A 15,603-nucleotide genomic window follows, 5' to 3' on the forward strand; every position below is an offset into this window, starting at 1 on the left:
TGAATGGGGAAAAAGCAAACAAAGCTTGTGGTAATTGGTGGTGGAACAGGACTATCTACATTACTTCGTGGGCTCAAGCACCATCCATTTGATATTACTGCTATTGTGACGGTAGCAGACGATGGCGGCTCTTCAGGACGTTTACGAGATGATTATGATATTCCACCACCAGGTGATGTTCGTAATGTCATTGCGGCATTATCAGATATTGAACCGCTAGTGGAGCAAATGTTTCAATACCGTTTTTCAGCGTCAGAGGATTTACGTGGACATTCCTTAGGGAACTTAATGCTAACAGCACTTACTGATATTACTGGTGATTTTAACCATGCTATAAGTGAGATGGGGAAGGTATTAAAAGTACATGGCCGTGTAATACCAGCAGCCAATAAAAAAATTAACTTACATGCTGTGTTAGAGGATGGTTCAATCATTGAAGGTGAATCAAAAGTCCCGACAGCGACAAAACGCATTGATCGCGTTTTTTTAGTACCCGAAAACGTGCAACCGTTACCAGAAGCTATTCGGGCAATTCAGCGTGCAGACTATATATTAATTGGCCCAGGAAGCTTATACACAAGTATTATTCCAAATCTCCTTGTCAAAGAGATAGGGGAAGCTGTTGTGAAAGCAAAAGGAAGAAAAATATATGTTTGTAATTTAATGACACAAAAAGGTGAAACCATTTCTTATACAGCAGGTGATCATGTATCGGCCATACATAAGCATGTTGGCGCATCCTTTATTGATTCGATTTTAGTTAATGATGAAGAATTGCCGAATCCTGTAAAAGAATTGTATAAAGAAGAAAGAGCAGAGCCAGTGACATTTGATGTGGCAAAGCTTGAAAGTATGGGATTAGAGGTTATAAGGCGCGATATTGCTACAATTCGATCAGATGGTACGGTTCGACATAATGCTACGAATGTTGCAGAGTGGCTGGTAGATTATGCCGGTATTTATGATCGGTAAGAGAACCGATAATAGAAACATAAAGTGTTTATTGTATATGGTAAGATGAACATATACATAGAAATTATGATTGAAAGGGGGGCGTGATATGTCTTTTGCTTCTGAAACGAAAAAGGAGTTAACCCAAATAGAAGCGGACAATCATTGTATGAAAGCAGAAGTTTCTGCCCTAATTCGTATGAATGGTTCATTATCCTTTGCGAATAAACAACTAAGCTTGGACGTGCAAACTGAAAACGCTGCAATTGCAAGAAGACTATATACGATTATGAAAAAATTGTATCCGTACAATGTGGAATTACTAGTTCGTAAGAAAATGCGATTGAAAAAAAATAACGTATATATTTGCCGTGTAAGAGAAGGAGCGCGCGAGCTGTTAATTGATTTAGAAATCATCTCAGACGACTTTCAATTTAATCATACGATCTCAAGAAAGCTCATTAAAAAAAATGGTCAAAAAAGAGCCTATTTAAGAGGTGCATTTTTAGCAGGAGGCTCTGTCAATAACCCAGAAACGTCCGCCTACCATTTAGAAATTTATTCTTTATATAAAGAACATGGTGAGGCATTGATGGATTTAATGAATGAATTTGAACTCAATGCCAAAACAATTGAACGTAAAAAAGGCTTTGTTACTTATTTAAAGGAAGCCGAAAAAATTTCTGATTTCCTTAATATTGTAGGCGCCCATCAGGCAATGATGAAATTTGAGGACGTTCGGATATTGCGAGACATGCGCAATAGTGTCAATCGTATTGTGAACTGTGAAACAGCCAACCTAAACAAAACAATTGGAGCAGCATTACGGCAGGTAGAGAATATTCGATTTATTGAAAATTCTATTGGTCTTGACCAGCTACCAGAAAAGCTTCGTGAAATTGCACGATTACGAGTAGAGTATCAAGATGTTACGTTAAAAGAACTTGGTGAAATGGTATCCAGTGGTACCGTCAGCAAATCAGGTGTCAACCATCGTTTAAGAAAAATAGACGAAATAGCAGATGCATTAAGACGCGGTGAAAAAATAGGTGGTTAAGTTTTCATACTTTTCAGGTATGAATGTCATGCGTAATCGCTTATTGTTCTTTTGCTAGTAAGTAAGGTAAGATAAAACTAATAGATGAACGGTAGTGAAGGGGAGTTTTGAGAATGATCGAGAGAAGAGTCCAGGTTAAATTAAAATTAGGACTACAAGCTAGACAAGCAGCACTATTTGTGCAAGAGGCCAATCGTTTCAGTGCGGATATCTTTCTAGAAAAAGATGAAAAAAAAGTGAATGCCAAATCGATAATGGGTGTCATGAGCTTAGCGGTGGCGAAAGGTACCGAAGTAACGTTAAGTAGTGAAGGCAATGATGCTGAGCAAGCGGTTACAGCATTAGCTACAATTATTGAAAATGAAGATTAACAAACAAATAAAAATGCCTCTCAGAGTAATTTTCTGGGAGGCTTTTTTGTATTATTTATTATCCGTACTACGGTGCATAATGTGATCGATTAAACCATATTCTTTTGCACGTTCAGCTGTCATGAAGTTATCACGATCTGTGTCTCTTGCAATGACTTCAAGTGGTTGACCAGTGCGCTCAGATAAAATGCCGTTTAATTTTTCACGTAAGAATAAAATACGTTTAGCAGCAATTTCAATTTCTGTCGCTTGACCTTGTGCGCCACCTAGTGGTTGGTGAATCATTACTTCCGCATTTGGTAATGCAAAACGTTTACCAGGTTCACCCGCAGCAAGTAAGAAAGCTCCCATTGATGCAGCCATACCAATACAAATCGTTTGAACTTTTGGCTTAATAATTTGCATTGTGTCATAAATAGCCATACCAGCCGTAATTGATCCACCTGGCGAATTAATGTAAAGAGAAATGTCTTTGTCTGGATCTTCTGCTTGTAGGAAAAGTAGCTGTGCGACAATTGAGTTCGCCACATTGTCATCAATAGCACTTCCTAAAAGGATAATGCGGTCTTTAAGTAGACGTGAATAAATGTCATATGCACGCTCACCACGGCTTGTTTGTTCAATAACTGTAGGAATTAAATTCATGTTAAATCCTCCTTCAAAAAACTAAATTCGATTACCTTTGCTGAAATCTACATTGTTTATTTCAGCTGTAACCTTATCATACACATTATAGTCAGGGAAGGTCAAATATTAACCCTGCTAAAGTGAAATTAATTAAAATAAAAAAAATAAATTCTTTTTGCATTCTATGGTTGAAATATATGTGATACGTTTGTATAATAGGTAAGGTTATAAGTTTGAAAGTACAGGACACTATTTTGCAGGTATGCTTCAAATGAGGATTATCTACATCATGCTTTTCGTAAGCCTAGGGTGAGTACTTTTTTTTTGTGTTTTTTGCCCTCGTGGTGTAATGGATAACACGTAAGATTCCGGTTCTTGCACTGGGGGTTCGATTCCCTCCGAGGGCGCCATTTTACTGAATATTGATATACTGTAATAGCTCAATCTCCTAATAAGTAGTTTAGCAGCCTGCTTAGTGGAGATAGAGAGGAAAAGTAATGGGAATACTGTCCTAGTTGGCATTATTCCCCTATTTATGCCTTTCAAACCTTCAAGAAAGCAACAACTCCAAATTATTTTTTAGTGAACATACTGTCCGTGAAGGCTAGTAATAGCCGAAAAAAAGAATCCTTTCTGAGGGGATTCTTTTTTTTTTGTTTAAATTTATCGAAATTTGGCATTGCTTCTATTGTATATATATTAGTTTTAGTTTCGTTTTCTTGTTATTAATGCTTATTTTTTCTATTTAATTGGGTTTTCCATTAATTAATATGAAAAAATATTTAGTTTTATGCGAAAAGTTGTTGTGCAAATACTATAATGTTAATATAATTGACCTAATAGTCTAACATTTCCGAATTGCGAAAAATAATACGCAGGATGGAAAATTATCGAAATAGGGGGAAATGCAATGAAAAAAACAGCTTGGATGTTACTTATGGTTATAGCAGCGCTAACTTTAGCACTTGCAGGATGTGGCACAAAGGACAATGCCTCTTCTGGTAGCACACCTTCAGAAGGTGCGGATGGCAAGAAAGTATATAAAGTAGGTACAGAAGCAACTTTTGCACCGTTTGAATCTGTTGACGATAAAGGGAAAATTGTGGGGATTGATGTCGATATTTTAAAAGCAATTGCTGATGAAATGGATTTCGAAGTAGAGTGGAATAATATTGGTTGGGAACCCGTTTTCCAAACAATTAAAAACGGTGAAACACATATTGGTGCTTCAGGGATTACAATTACAGATGAGCGCAAAGAATCATTTGATTTTACTGAGCCATACTATGAATCTCAATTATTAATTGTTGTGAAAGAAGATTCAAAGATTAAATCATTAGATGAATTAAAAGATAAAAAGGTGTCCGTACAAATTAATGCTACTGGCCATATGGCAGCTAAAAAGCTACAAGGTGAAGCAAGTACAAATATTATGGCTTTTGAAAGTCAGCCAATCGCAATTCAAGAAATGCTAAATGGTAATGTTGACGCAGCTATTGGAGACAATGCGGTAGTATACGAATATATTAAAGCGCATCCAGATCAAAAAATTAAAGTCATTCAAGATGACGCATTCGAAAAAGAATATTATGGCTTTATGGTTCAAAAGGGGAATAAAGAGCTATTAGATAAATTAAATGAAGGTCTGAAAAAGATTAAAGAAAACGGTAAATTAAAAGAAATTACAGGTACTGATTTCGAATAATAGGGTAATGCCACTCGCCAAGCAGTATGCTAGCGACTCATTTAATTGATGTGACTTTAAAGGGGAAATGGGGTTTTCGGATGGACATCTTTGACCTACGCTGGGACATTGTCTGGAACTACCGAGATATGTTTATACGAGGTATTGGCGTAACACTTATTTTGACACTTAGTGGTTATTTTGGCGGTATTCTTTTAGGACTATTTTTAGGACTAGGGAAATTATCAAGTAAAAAATGGATATATTGGCCATCAAAATTATATGTGGATTTATTCCGCGGAACACCAATGCTTGTTCAAATTTTATTAATACACTTAGCCGTTATTCCAACCATTTTTGGACATTCTTTAGGGTATATGGTTTCAGGGATTACAGCGCTTATTTTAAACTGTGCTGCCTACAACGCAGAAATTTTCCGTGCAGGTATCCAGAGTATTGCAAAGGGGCAAATGGAGGCTGCTCGTTCACTTGGACTTACACATAACCAAGCGATGCGTAAGGTTATTTTACCGCAGGCCTTTAGACGCATGATCCCGCCATTAGGGAATGAATTCATAGCATTATTAAAGGATTCCTCACTAGTAACAGTCATTGCTGCACCAGATATTTTATATGCTAGTAAAGTTGTTGCAGGTGCAAGCTTCCGTTTCTGGGAACCGTATATTGTTGCTGCATTACTATATTTAATATTAACGTATGGTGTAACGAAGATTGTTGCATTTATTGAGAAACGATTTAGCAATAGTTATGTCCCTCGTAAGGCAGAAGGGCGGGAAGCAAGATGATAAGAATTGAGAACCTACACAAATATTTTGGTAAGCTAGAAGTATTAAAAGGGATTGATTATGAAATCCAAGAAAAACAAGTTGTTTGTGTCATTGGGCCTTCTGGTTCAGGAAAAAGTACTTTTTTACGTTGCATTAATATGCTAGAGGAAGTAACGGACGGTGCTATTTATATTGAAGATGTGAAGATCAATGATCCGAAAACGAATATCAATGAAATTCGAGCAGAGGTGGGGATGGTGTTTCAACAATTTAACTTATTCCCTCATATGAACGTCATCGATAATGTCACGATGGCACCCATGCAAATTCGTAAAATGAGTCGTCCAGAAGCTGAAGAGCTTGGGCATGAGCTGTTAAAAAAGGTCGGTCTCGACAGTAAAGCCTATAATTATCCTGAACAGCTATCAGGTGGACAACAGCAACGTGTAGCTATTGCACGTGCGTTAGCAATGAAGCCAAAGGCCATTCTATTTGATGAGCCTACTTCAGCTCTTGATCCTGAAATGGTAAAAGAGGTGTTAGATGTTATGAAAAATCTAGCGGCTGAAGGGATGACAATGATTGTAGTCACACATGAAATGGGCTTTGCTCGGGAGGTTGGTGATCGAGTAGTCTTTATGGATGGTGGCTATATTGTGGAAGAGGGGTTGCCTGAGGAATTATTCGGAAACCCACAAAGTGAACGTACAAAAGCATTTTTAGGAAAAGTACTATAATGAGAAAAGGCAGTCCATGATGAGAATTCATCACTATGGACTGCCTTTTGATTTTTAATGAAGGGGATTAGAGGTTGTATCGTATGCATTAAGCATCGTTTGCATATCTTGTTGAGAGTACTGAGGCACTTGATAATAGCCATGTTTATTTTGGTAAATGGATAATTCATAGGCCATTTCTATGCAGTTGGGAATACTATCAGCAACAACACGACGAACAACAGGGTTTGTCGTTTCTGTTGCAGCAGCCGTCATACATTTTGCTGCTCCCTTTTGAGCGCCTAATAAGAAACCAGAAATGGCTTCATCATTAATTTCATTAGCGTTTTGCATTGGTTTTTTGGGTTGGCCTGGAGTTAAGCCATATTTAAAGTCATTGCCTGTTTCCATTTGGTAACGTCCCGTAGGAACAGATGGATCATGACCTGTTTTAAAGGACTCAACAATCGTATTATACATACCCAATGTAAAATTATATTGGCGATCCAAAATGCTGAGTAATTCTTGATCCTTTACTTGTGGACGTAAAATGATCGCTTGGTTCATACCAGCGATAATTTCACCAATTGCTTCATGCATGTCCATCATTTCGTGTCCACCATGATTTAGACTATGTTGTTGATTGAAATTGGTTTGATTGGATGATGATTCATTGTAAAACGATTGTGACAAAAAAAACGCCTCCTCATATAATTTTTGATGCAGTATTTAGTATGTCAAGCCAAATGAATTTCATACGGTATAAATGCAAAGGCAAAAATGTAGACTAACAAAAGGAAATGCAAGTCAAGGAGGTTTTAGAAAATGAAGAAATGGTTTGGACCAATTGGGATAATTGTTATCATTCTTATCGTGCTAGCCTTAGTATTGATTCCTAAATATAACAGTTTAGTAACAGCTGAGGAAAATGTAGATTCCAAATGGGCGCAAGTTGAAAACCAGCTCCAACGCCGCTATGATTTAATTCCCAATTTGGTTGAATCTGTGAAAGGGTATGCGAATCACGAGCAACAGATCATTGCGGATATTACTAACGCACGTGCTCAAATGAGCAATGCTAATACTCCCGCGCAGCAAGCTGTTGCGAATGATGCTTTAACGGGTGCACTTAGTCGTTTACTAGTAGTCGTGGAAAACTACCCGAACTTAAAGGCAGACGCAAATTTTCGTCAGTTAATGGATGAGCTTGCTGGCACAGAAAATCGCTTGGCAGTTGCGCGCGAGGATTATAATAATGAAGTACAACAATTTAATAAACATGTTAAACGCTTTCCTGGCAATTTAATGGCAGGAATGTTTGGATTTGAACAAAAAGAATACTTTAAAGCCGCAGCGGGTGCCGAACAAGCACCGTCTATTGATTTTAGTCAATCAGGTACACAGTGATGAAGCGTTGTATTATACAGCTGATTATCGTTTGCTCAGTGCTTCTTTTTAGCATGACTATGACGAAAGCAGCAATGCCTTCACCAATGAAAAATACGTATATTCATGATTTTGCGAATGTTTTATCTTTGGATGTAAAACAAGAGCTAAACCATTATTCAGAGCAATTAGATAAGGGAACAGGTGCTGAAATCATGGTCGTAACCGTTGATAGCCTTCATGGGCAGGAGGCGAAAATGTATGCGACAAAGATGATTCGTTCCTGGGGTATTGGGGACAAAGAGAAAAATAATGGTGTCCTTATACTTGCTACATTTGGACAGGGCAAAGGCCAAAATGATGTAGTGATAGCTGTCGGTCAAGGCTTAGAGGGACCATTACCAGATGGTAAATTAGGGCGTATTTTAGATAATGCATTTTATCCCTTTGCAAGTGAAGGTGATAATGATCAAGCCTTTCTAGCTACATATGCTGAGGTCTTTCGTGCTGTAGCTGAAGAGTATAATTGGAATGGTGAATTACCTGCAGGTGCAAATGAAGAGGAAGGAATGCCCATCTGGCTCATTATTGTCATCGTTATTATAGTCCTCATTTTTTCTTCTTTTTCAAAAGGCGGAAGAGGCGGACCTCGTGGGAGAGGCTACGGCGGTTACCCTGGTGGCTTTGGTGGCGGACGTTCAGGTGGTGGCGATTTTGGAGGGTTTGGTGGCGGATCTTCAGCAGGTGGAGGGGCAAGCCGAAAATTTTAATACTAACCGAAAGCGAGCTAATTATTTAGTTCGCTTTTATTATGAAAATATTGACAAAAATACAAATAATGGTATAATTTGTATATATCGACTATCGATATAACGTAAACTGATATAGGGAGGAATCATTTTGAAAAAAAGATTTTTAACTGCATCATTAGCAATTATTTTAACAACTGCTACGGTTATCCCTGCAACATTGCAAGAAGTACGTGCTGCCAATGAAACAAATGTTGTATTAGCACAAGAGGAACATCTTTCAGCACAGGAATTTCTAGATTTAGCAGTAACAGCTTTAACATTCCAGCATGGCTCCGATTCAATGCGTCAACAAATTAAGGATCAATGGGTAAAGGCTGGAGAGATTTCAGACTTAAGCGCTACTATTAAACGTGATCAAGCAGCTAGGATTTTAGTTAGAGCTGCCAATAAAGAAGGAAAAGAAAAGTCACTAGCAGAGTATTTAAAAAAGGCCAATAAGCTTGGTTTCTTTAAGGGAGTATCTTCAAGTACAGATTTTATTACGAAACAAGATGCTGGTAAACTCCTTAACAATGTTAAACATATAAAAAATGGTTCCAACAATAAAGGAGTAAAAGAAATTTCTGTGGAAGATTTTATGAAAAATCCAGGGAATTTTGGCTACGAACTGTCCCCTGATGGTAATTACATTACATTTGCCTCTGCATGGGAGAACCGCTCGAATGTATTCGTGAAAAAAATGAATGATAATAGTGAGCCTGTTCGTGTATCAAGCTCAAAGGATCGAGATATTGCAGGTTTTTTCTGGAAGGATGATGCTTTACTTTATTTAAAAGATAAAGGTGGAGATGAAAACTTTCATATTTATTCTACAACATTTAACGGTTCTGTGGAAAAAGATTTAACGCCATATCCTAACGTGACTGTAGGGATATTGGATAGCTTACAGGGTGTAAAAGACGAAATTCTTATTATGATGAACAAAGAGGATGCTACCGTTTTTGATGTGTACAAGCTAAATGTAAAGACGGGTAAAACGACTCACGTCGCTAAAAATCCTGGCAATATTACGAACTGGTTAGCAGATCGTAACGGCAATGTACGTATAGCTGTGGCTACTGATGGGGTGGAAGGTGCTGTCCTTTATCGAGATTCAGAAAAGGATGAATTCAGACCATTTATTAAAATCGGTGCTGGGGATGAAGTGATGCCGCTAGCTTTCTCGAAGGACAATAAGTTTATTTATGCTACATCCAATAAAGGCCGGGATAAAGTAGAAGTGGTAAAGTATGACTTACAAGGTAAAGAAGAAGTAATCATGTCCAATGATGAAGTGGATGTTTCGGGTGTATTGTATAATGCTGAAAAAGATAAATTATTGTATGGTGCGTATGCTACGGATAAAATCCATTATCAATTCTTTGATAAAGACTTTGAAAAGTTATTCCGTAAAATTCAAAACAAGCTTGGTGTTCAAGAAAGCCAATTGGGCATAAACGATTACAATAAAGAGATGACAAAATTTATTGTAAGTGTATCGAGTGACACCATCTATGGAAAGTATTATTACTATGATTCAACAAAAGATGAATTAACAGAATTAGCAACATTGAGCCCATGGCTGAAATCTTCAGAACTTGCAGAAATGCATCCTATCTCTTATAAGAGTCGTGATGGATTAATTATCAATGGTTATTTAACGTTGCCGAAAAATAAAAATGCTAAAGATCTACCTCTTATTGTAAACCCACATGGTGGACCGTGGGCTCGTGATATGTGGGGATTCAATCCAGAAGTACAGCTATTAGCAAATCGTGGCTATGCAGTGCTACAAGTAAACTTCCGTTCCTCGACTGGATATGGCAAGGAATTCCTTCAAGCTGGTAATAAGCAATGGGGCTTGAAAATTCAAGATGATATAACGGATGGCGTTCAATGGGCGATTGACCAAGGTATTGCAGATCCTAAACGTATCGGTATTTACGGTGCTTCATTTGGTGGTTATGCTACATTAGCTGGCATTACGTATACACCAGATTTATATGCGGCAGCAGTTGATTATGTTGGTGTATCTAATATTTTCACACTATTAGATACAATTCCACCATACTGGGAAACGATGCGAGACATGTTTTATGAACGAGTAGGTCATCCAGAGAAAGATAAAGAATTATTAACAGCGGTTTCTCCGGTCTTCCATGCAGATAAAATTAAAACACCTTTATTTGTTGCACAAGGCGCAAATGATCCACGTGTCAACAAAGCGGAATCCGACCAAATTGTAGAAGCTTTACGTGCTAGAGGTGTGGATGTAGAGTATATGTTAAAGGATAATGAAGGCCATGGCTTCTCGAATGAAGAAAATAGAATCGAATTCTATAATGCCATGTTGAAATTCCTTGATCATCATTTAAAATAACATAATAGCCAAAAGGCATTGAAGTGCTTGTTATTCGCACTCAATGCCTTTCATTTTTCTAGTAAGCTTTTGAATGAATCCACTACATAGTTTACAATCGTTGTAGCTAACATTGTCATCGTTCAACGATGAAGAAATAATAGAAACAGGAGGTGCCATCCATGATTATTCAATTTTTTAGTCGAGCTAATTGTCCATTATGTGTAGAGGGCTTACATACATTAAAGCTTGTACAGGAAGATGTAGTGTTCGATATTGAAATAGTTAATATTGAAGATGATGATCTCATACACGAAAAATATATGTTAATGATACCTGTAGTAGAAAAGGATGGGGTCGTTATCCAATACGGCAATCTGGATTATGCCACATTGATGGAGTACTTGGGCAGTTAAGTACTATGTCTTTAAAAAGATAATAACGGCGTAAATCGCTCTATTGTTAGTTGGCATTCATACAATTCACAAATTGTTCAATGAAAGCGGTTTGAATTTGAACAGTTTGTGAAGACCTTCACATTAGTCTTTTATTTTATAAAAATCGGAGTAGAATAGGTATCAAGTAAGACGTTGTTATAAAACAGATAATAAAAAGTATCACAAATTTTAGTGGTTGTTATATTACAAAAGCGATGTGAAGGGAGATTGTACAATGTGGGTTATTACAGTATTTGAAAAAAAGGACGTTCGTATTTTTGAATTTACAAATAAAAATGAAGCAACAAAAGCTTTAGAAGGATTTAAGAAAAACGCAATTTTATCTTTCACAAAATAAGCAAACCCAAGTCTCGTAGCTAATGACAAAGCTATGGGGCTTTTTTTTAATCCAAAACTATACAATTACTTGCACTTTCCAAATATGCGTATTATAATAAAATCATAAGTGGGACACAAAATAATATAGTGGGACTGAATTAATCCCACCTCTATTAACAAGGGAGTAGATAAATATGTTCACTATTCCAGAGGCACAGCAAAGGCTACTTCCTGAAATGTATCCGCTTCTGCAATCTAGATATCGTATTTTGCAAGCCGTTCAACTCATGCAACCTATCGGGCGTCGAACACTCGCAGATTCATTGAAAATGACAGAGAGAGAAATTCGTAAAGAAACTGACATTTTACGTGAACAAGGGTTATTAGATTCACAAAAGTCGGGTATGGTATGTACAGATGATGGTGAAGAAGTCATTGAAAAACTGAGAGCCATCGTTTATGAATGGTCTGGTTTAACCCAGCTTGCAAAATTGCTTGAAAATCATTTTGGTATACAACATGTTGTTGTTGTACCAGGTGACTATAGTGAAGACAATACAATCCTAACCTTGCTTGGCAAGGAAGCAGCATTGCAATTTATGTCTACTGCTTTTGATGAACAAGTTGTAGCGGTCACTGGTGGAAAATCAGTTGCCTCTCTAGCTCAATTTTTACATCCATTAGAGGGACAAAAAGATATTACCTTTGTTGCCGCACGCGGAGGAATAGGTCATGAAATGCAAATGCAGGCGAATACGCTTGTTGCAACATTTGCCATGCAGATGGAGGAACAATACCGTACATTATTTTTACCTGAGCATTTAAGTGAGCAAGCTTATCAAGCAATGTTAACAGAGCCGATGGTAACTGAAATGATGGCGTATTATGATCGAGCAGATTGCGTGATCCATGGCATTGGATCGGCAGAGGAAATGGCGATTCGACGTAATTCATCTTCTGAGGATTTGCGAATTCTTGAGGAGAAGGGCGCGGTAAGTGAGGCATTTGGCTATTACTTTAATGCCGATGGTGAAATCGTACATCGTATCCGCACGATTGGTATTCAGCTTGAACAGGTAAAAAATAGCCAGCAAGTTATTGCTGTGGCAGCAGGAAAACAAAAGGTCAATGCGATGCTTTCATATTTTAAAGTAGCGCCAAAGCAAACGATTTTTATTACAGATGAAGCAGCCGCAAAAGCAATTGCCGCTACTTTATCTTCTGACAGCCATTTTGATTGATGGGTGTGAGCATTACCATGTCACTCGATCTCAAAAAGTGTTGAAGCACTTTTTGAATGAGCATAAAAGCAATTTAACGTCTCTATTTCAATAGAGGCAGACATTACACATTATTGGAGGAATTAACAATGGCATTAAAATTAGCAATTAATGGATTTGGACGTATTGGACGTTTAGTATTTCGTGAGGCAATGAAGCAAAATGAATTTGAAGTAGTAGCTGTAAACGACTTAACAGACGCAGGTCAGCTTGCACACTTATTGAAATATGATTCAGTCCACGGTATCTATGATGCTGAAGTCAATGCAGATGAAGATTCTTTCGTAGTGAATGGTCAACGTATAAAAGTATATGCTGAAAAAGATCCTTCACAATTACCATGGGGTGAATTAGGTGTAGACGTAGTTCTTGAATGTACTGGTCATTTCCGTTCAGTGGAAGAAGTAGGGAAGCATATTGAAGCAGGAGCTAAAAAAGCTATCCTTTCTGCACCAGCAAAAGGAGCAATGCCTACATTTGTGATGGGTGTTAACCATACAGACTATAACCCAGCAACAGATGATGTTATCTCAAATGCTTCATGTACAACAAACTGTCTTGCGCCAGTAGCGAAAGTACTTGATGAGAAATTTGGCATTGAACGCGGTATGATGACAACAATCCACTCTTATACAAACGATCAACGAATCTTAGACTTCCCACACTCTGATCCACGTCGTGCGCGTGCAGGAGCGGTATCTATGATTCCAACAACAACGGGGGCAGCGGTAGCCGTTTCTAAAGTATTACCACAATTAAAAGGTAAATTAGATGGCTTCTCTATGCGTGTACCAACACCTAACGTATCATGTGTAGACTTAGTTGTAGAATTAAAAGCAGATGTAACGAAAGAAGCAATTAATGCGGTATTAAAAGAAGCATCTGAAAATGAATTAAAAGGCATTTTAGACTACAATGAACTACCATTAGTTTCTATTGATTATAACGGTAACCACCATTCTTCTACTGTTGATGGTCTTTCAACAATGGTATTAGAAAACAAAATGGTGAAGGTTCTAGCTTGGTACGATAACGAAATTGGTTACTCTACTCGCTTAATGGACTTAGCTTTATACATTGCTGAACAAGGGTTAAACAATAAATAAGTATCATATTTCAACATTTTGAGTAAAAAGTGTGACATAATACTGCTTTTTATGCACAAAAAGTATAGCCTTTATAATATCGAATAGATATAATATACAAGGGTAATGGGAGTAAGGGATAACCCTTACTCCCTTTTTGTCTAAATTCAGCAGGAAATACCCACCTCTATAGGTAATGAGATGAATACACAAATGACTCTCTTTAATGGAGTGGGAGTGGGTGTCCAAACACCACCAACTACATCAAGATAATAGCCCGGTGGATGTCACAGATTTTGTTAGGGCTCCAACACAGGCGTAATTGATACATGGTGTTTGCAAGACATAAAAGGGTATTTTTGCTACTATAAAAACAAGTATTAGGGTTCATTATCAAAAGTTGGAGAATCATATGCATACTAGATGGTGACCCCGAAAAAGTACCAAGATGACTTTTCAATTTAGGAAGCATGGTGTGGAGCCAAGATGGGTAAAACACAAGGATGTAAGACTAAAACAACTTTGAAGGGAGTTTCTTCATGTTAAATAAGAAGACAATGAAAGATATTGATGTAAAAGGTAAACGCGTTTTTGTACGTGTTGATTTTAATGTTCCAATGGCGGATGGGGCCATTACAGATGAAACACGTATTCGAGCAGCTATTCCAACAATTGAATATTTAGTAGAGCAAGGTGCAAAAGTCATTTTAGCTTCTCATTTAGGTCGTCCAAAAGGTGAAGTAAAAGAGGACATGCGTCTAACAGCAGTTGGTATCCGCTTAGCGGAGCTAATGAGCAAACCAGTTACGAAGCTAGATGAATCCATTGGGCAAGCAGTGGAAGAAGCTGTTGCAAGCATGCAGAATGGAGACATTTTACTTCTTGAAAACGTTCGTTTCCATGCAGGCGAAGAAAAAAATGAGCCAGCTTTAGCACAGCAATTTGCTCAGCTAGCAGATATTTATGTCAATGATGCTTTCGGTGCAGCTCACCGTGCACATGCTTCTACAGAAGGAATCGCCAAGCACATTCCTGCAGTATCAGGTTTCCTGATGCAAACGGAATTAGATGTACTTGGTAAAGCGCTATCGAATCCTGAACATCCATTTACAGCGATTATCGGTGGTGCCAAAGTTAAAGATAAAATTGGTGTAATTGAAAGTTTATTAGAAAAAGTAGACCACTTAATTATTGGTGGTGGATTATCATTCACGTTCATTAAGGCACAAGGCTACGATATTGGGAAATCTTTATTAGAAGAAGATAAAATTGAGCTAGCAAAATCATTTATTGAAAAGGCGAAAGCAAAAGGCGTGCAATTACATATGCCAATTGATGCGGTAGTGGCTAATGAATTTTCACAAGATGCGGAAACAAAAGTTGTGGATGTGGATGCTATACCTGCCGATTGGATGGGGCTAGACATTGGGCCAAAAACAGCTGCTCACTATGCAGAGGTCATTAAGAATTCTAAATTGATTATTTGGAACGGACCAATGGGTGTCTTTGAAATGGATAAATTTGCGAATGGCACAAAAACAGTGGCTGACGCAATGGCAACTACATCCGGTTATACTGTAATCGGTGGTGGTGACTCTGCAGCGGCAGTTGAAAAGTTTGAAGTAGCTACTAAAATGGATCACATTTCTACAGGTGGCGGTGCTTCACTAGAGCTAATGGAAGGTAAAGAGCTTCCAGGAATCGTTGCACTAAACGATAAATAAGCCAAATA

Annotated in this window: 16 protein-coding genes and 1 tRNA gene; 15 read left to right on the forward strand and 2 right to left on the reverse strand. The window is 37.7% G+C overall.

The genetic code is table 11. The features are described 5' to 3' along the window. The first annotated feature begins 3 nt into the window (after nt 1-3). From KVT27_RS15055 to KVT27_RS15065, 3 genes are all read left to right on the forward strand, one after another. Entirely contained in the window at nt 4-972 is a 969-nt protein-coding gene (locus tag KVT27_RS15055; protein ID WP_008173246.1) for a gluconeogenesis factor YvcK family protein, read from the forward strand. Between the two features lie 88 nt (nt 973-1,060). Next, entirely contained in the window at nt 1,061-2,008 is a 948-nt protein-coding gene (whiA, locus tag KVT27_RS15060) for a DNA-binding protein WhiA (RefSeq protein ID WP_008173244.1), read from the forward strand. 113 nt (nt 2,009-2,121) lie between these two features. Continuing rightward, nucleotides 2,122-2,379 (forward strand): HPr family phosphocarrier protein, encoded by a 258-nt coding sequence (locus tag KVT27_RS15065; protein ID WP_004228023.1) that lies wholly within the window; start codon nt 2,122-2,124, stop codon nt 2,377-2,379. 51 nt (nt 2,380-2,430) lie between these two features. Here KVT27_RS15065 and clpP read toward each other — a convergent pair whose 3' ends face one another. Further along, complete coding sequence (gene clpP, locus KVT27_RS15070) at nt 2,431-3,024, reverse strand: ATP-dependent Clp endopeptidase proteolytic subunit ClpP (RefSeq protein ID WP_008173241.1); 594 nt, start codon at nt 3,022-3,024, stop codon at nt 2,431-2,433. Nucleotides 3,025-3,341: 317 nt separating this feature from the next. On the opposite strand from clpP, the gene KVT27_RS15075 reads away from it, so the two are divergent. The 4 genes from KVT27_RS15075 (at nt 3,342) to KVT27_RS15090 (ending at nt 6,215) form a co-directional block, all read left to right on the forward strand. After that, nucleotides 3,342-3,416 (forward strand) — tRNA-Arg (locus KVT27_RS15075). Nucleotides 3,417-3,916: 500 nt separating this feature from the next. After that, nucleotides 3,917-4,711, forward strand: coding sequence for a basic amino acid ABC transporter substrate-binding protein (locus tag KVT27_RS15080; RefSeq protein WP_036120222.1), 795 nt, complete (start codon nt 3,917-3,919; stop codon nt 4,709-4,711). 80 nt (nt 4,712-4,791) lie between these two features. Next, on the forward strand, nt 4,792-5,496 hold the full coding sequence (locus KVT27_RS15085; RefSeq protein ID WP_036120219.1) for an amino acid ABC transporter permease: 705 nt from the start codon (nt 4,792-4,794) through the stop codon (nt 5,494-5,496). Continuing rightward, on the forward strand, nt 5,493-6,215 hold the full coding sequence (locus KVT27_RS15090) for an amino acid ABC transporter ATP-binding protein (protein WP_008173232.1): 723 nt from the start codon (nt 5,493-5,495) through the stop codon (nt 6,213-6,215). The genes KVT27_RS15085 and KVT27_RS15090 overlap by 4 nt, the downstream gene beginning before the upstream one ends. A 54-nt stretch (nt 6,216-6,269) precedes the next feature. Here the strand turns inward: KVT27_RS15090 and KVT27_RS15095 are convergent, their stop codons facing one another. After that, nucleotides 6,270-6,887, reverse strand: a complete 618-nt coding sequence (locus tag KVT27_RS15095; RefSeq protein ID WP_008173231.1) for a spore coat protein — start codon at nt 6,885-6,887, stop codon at nt 6,270-6,272. Nucleotides 6,888-7,019: 132 nt separating this feature from the next. On the opposite strand from KVT27_RS15095, the gene KVT27_RS15100 reads away from it, so the two are divergent. The 8 genes from KVT27_RS15100 (at nt 7,020) to KVT27_RS15130 (ending at nt 15,595) form a co-directional block, all read left to right on the forward strand. Then, a complete protein-coding gene (locus KVT27_RS15100; RefSeq protein ID WP_036120214.1) occupies nt 7,020-7,601 on the forward strand; it encodes a LemA family protein in 582 nt (193 codons plus the stop codon). Between the two features lie 86 nt (nt 7,602-7,687). Then, complete coding sequence (locus KVT27_RS15105; protein WP_254636163.1) at nt 7,688-8,350, forward strand: TPM domain-containing protein; 663 nt, start codon at nt 7,688-7,690, stop codon at nt 8,348-8,350. 130 nt (nt 8,351-8,480) lie between these two features. Next, nucleotides 8,481-10,751 carry a S9 family peptidase gene (locus KVT27_RS15110; protein ID WP_036120208.1) on the forward strand — a complete coding sequence of 757 codons (2,271 nt, stop codon included), beginning with the start codon at nt 8,481-8,483 and terminating at the stop codon, nt 10,749-10,751. A gap of 161 nt (nt 10,752-10,912) precedes the next feature. After that, nucleotides 10,913-11,146 carry a glutaredoxin family protein gene (locus KVT27_RS15115; RefSeq protein ID WP_217581535.1) on the forward strand — a complete coding sequence of 78 codons (234 nt, stop codon included), beginning with the start codon at nt 10,913-10,915 and terminating at the stop codon, nt 11,144-11,146. 256 nt (nt 11,147-11,402) lie between these two features. Next, complete coding sequence (locus KVT27_RS27090) at nt 11,403-11,525, forward strand: hypothetical protein (RefSeq protein ID WP_255250346.1); 123 nt, start codon at nt 11,403-11,405, stop codon at nt 11,523-11,525. A 175-nt stretch (nt 11,526-11,700) separates the two neighbouring features. Further along, nucleotides 11,701-12,747: a sugar-binding transcriptional regulator gene (locus KVT27_RS15120; protein ID WP_036145657.1), complete on the forward strand. Its 1,047-nt coding sequence runs from the start codon at nt 11,701-11,703 to the stop codon at nt 12,745-12,747. A gap of 128 nt (nt 12,748-12,875) precedes the next feature. Beyond that, complete coding sequence (gene gap / locus KVT27_RS15125) at nt 12,876-13,892, forward strand: type I glyceraldehyde-3-phosphate dehydrogenase (RefSeq protein WP_008173218.1); 1,017 nt, start codon at nt 12,876-12,878, stop codon at nt 13,890-13,892. Between the two features lie 518 nt (nt 13,893-14,410). Next, nucleotides 14,411-15,595 carry a phosphoglycerate kinase gene (locus KVT27_RS15130; RefSeq protein ID WP_036221114.1) on the forward strand — a complete coding sequence of 395 codons (1,185 nt, stop codon included), beginning with the start codon at nt 14,411-14,413 and terminating at the stop codon, nt 15,593-15,595. Nucleotides 15,596-15,603 lie beyond the last annotated feature (8 nt).

Origin of the sequence: Lysinibacillus sp. GbtcB16 (assembly GCF_019091145.1) — a bacterium.
Taxonomy (GTDB): Bacteria; Bacillota; Bacilli; order Bacillales_A; family Planococcaceae; genus Lysinibacillus; species Lysinibacillus fusiformis.

What these genes read in the sequence shown, in the direction of transcription:
- KVT27_RS15055 (WP_008173246.1), top strand. Translation starts at nt 4, where the DNA reads ATGGGGAAAAAGCAAACAAAGCTTGTGGTAATTGGTGGTGGAACAGGA.
- whiA (WP_008173244.1), top strand. Translation starts at nt 1,061, where the DNA reads ATGTCTTTTGCTTCTGAAACGAAAAAGGAGTTAACCCAAATAGAAGCG.
- KVT27_RS15065 (WP_004228023.1), top strand. Translation starts at nt 2,122, where the DNA reads ATGATCGAGAGAAGAGTCCAGGTTAAATTAAAATTAGGACTACAAGCT.
- clpP (WP_008173241.1), bottom strand. Translation starts at nt 3,024, where the DNA reads ATGAATTTAATTCCTACAGTTATTGAACAAACAAGCCGTGGTGAGCGT.
- KVT27_RS15080 (WP_036120222.1), top strand. Translation starts at nt 3,917, where the DNA reads ATGAAAAAAACAGCTTGGATGTTACTTATGGTTATAGCAGCGCTAACT.
- KVT27_RS15085 (WP_036120219.1), top strand. Translation starts at nt 4,792, where the DNA reads ATGGACATCTTTGACCTACGCTGGGACATTGTCTGGAACTACCGAGAT.
- KVT27_RS15090 (WP_008173232.1), top strand. Translation starts at nt 5,493, where the DNA reads ATGATAAGAATTGAGAACCTACACAAATATTTTGGTAAGCTAGAAGTA.
- KVT27_RS15100 (WP_036120214.1), top strand. Translation starts at nt 7,020, where the DNA reads ATGAAGAAATGGTTTGGACCAATTGGGATAATTGTTATCATTCTTATC.
- KVT27_RS15105 (WP_254636163.1), top strand. Translation starts at nt 7,688, where the DNA reads ATGAAAAATACGTATATTCATGATTTTGCGAATGTTTTATCTTTGGAT.
- KVT27_RS15115 (WP_217581535.1), top strand. Translation starts at nt 10,913, where the DNA reads ATGATTATTCAATTTTTTAGTCGAGCTAATTGTCCATTATGTGTAGAG.
- KVT27_RS27090 (WP_255250346.1), top strand. Translation starts at nt 11,403, where the DNA reads ATGTGGGTTATTACAGTATTTGAAAAAAAGGACGTTCGTATTTTTGAA.
- KVT27_RS15120 (WP_036145657.1), top strand. Translation starts at nt 11,701, where the DNA reads ATGTTCACTATTCCAGAGGCACAGCAAAGGCTACTTCCTGAAATGTAT.
- gap (WP_008173218.1), top strand. Translation starts at nt 12,876, where the DNA reads ATGGCATTAAAATTAGCAATTAATGGATTTGGACGTATTGGACGTTTA.
- KVT27_RS15130 (WP_036221114.1), top strand. Translation starts at nt 14,411, where the DNA reads ATGTTAAATAAGAAGACAATGAAAGATATTGATGTAAAAGGTAAACGC.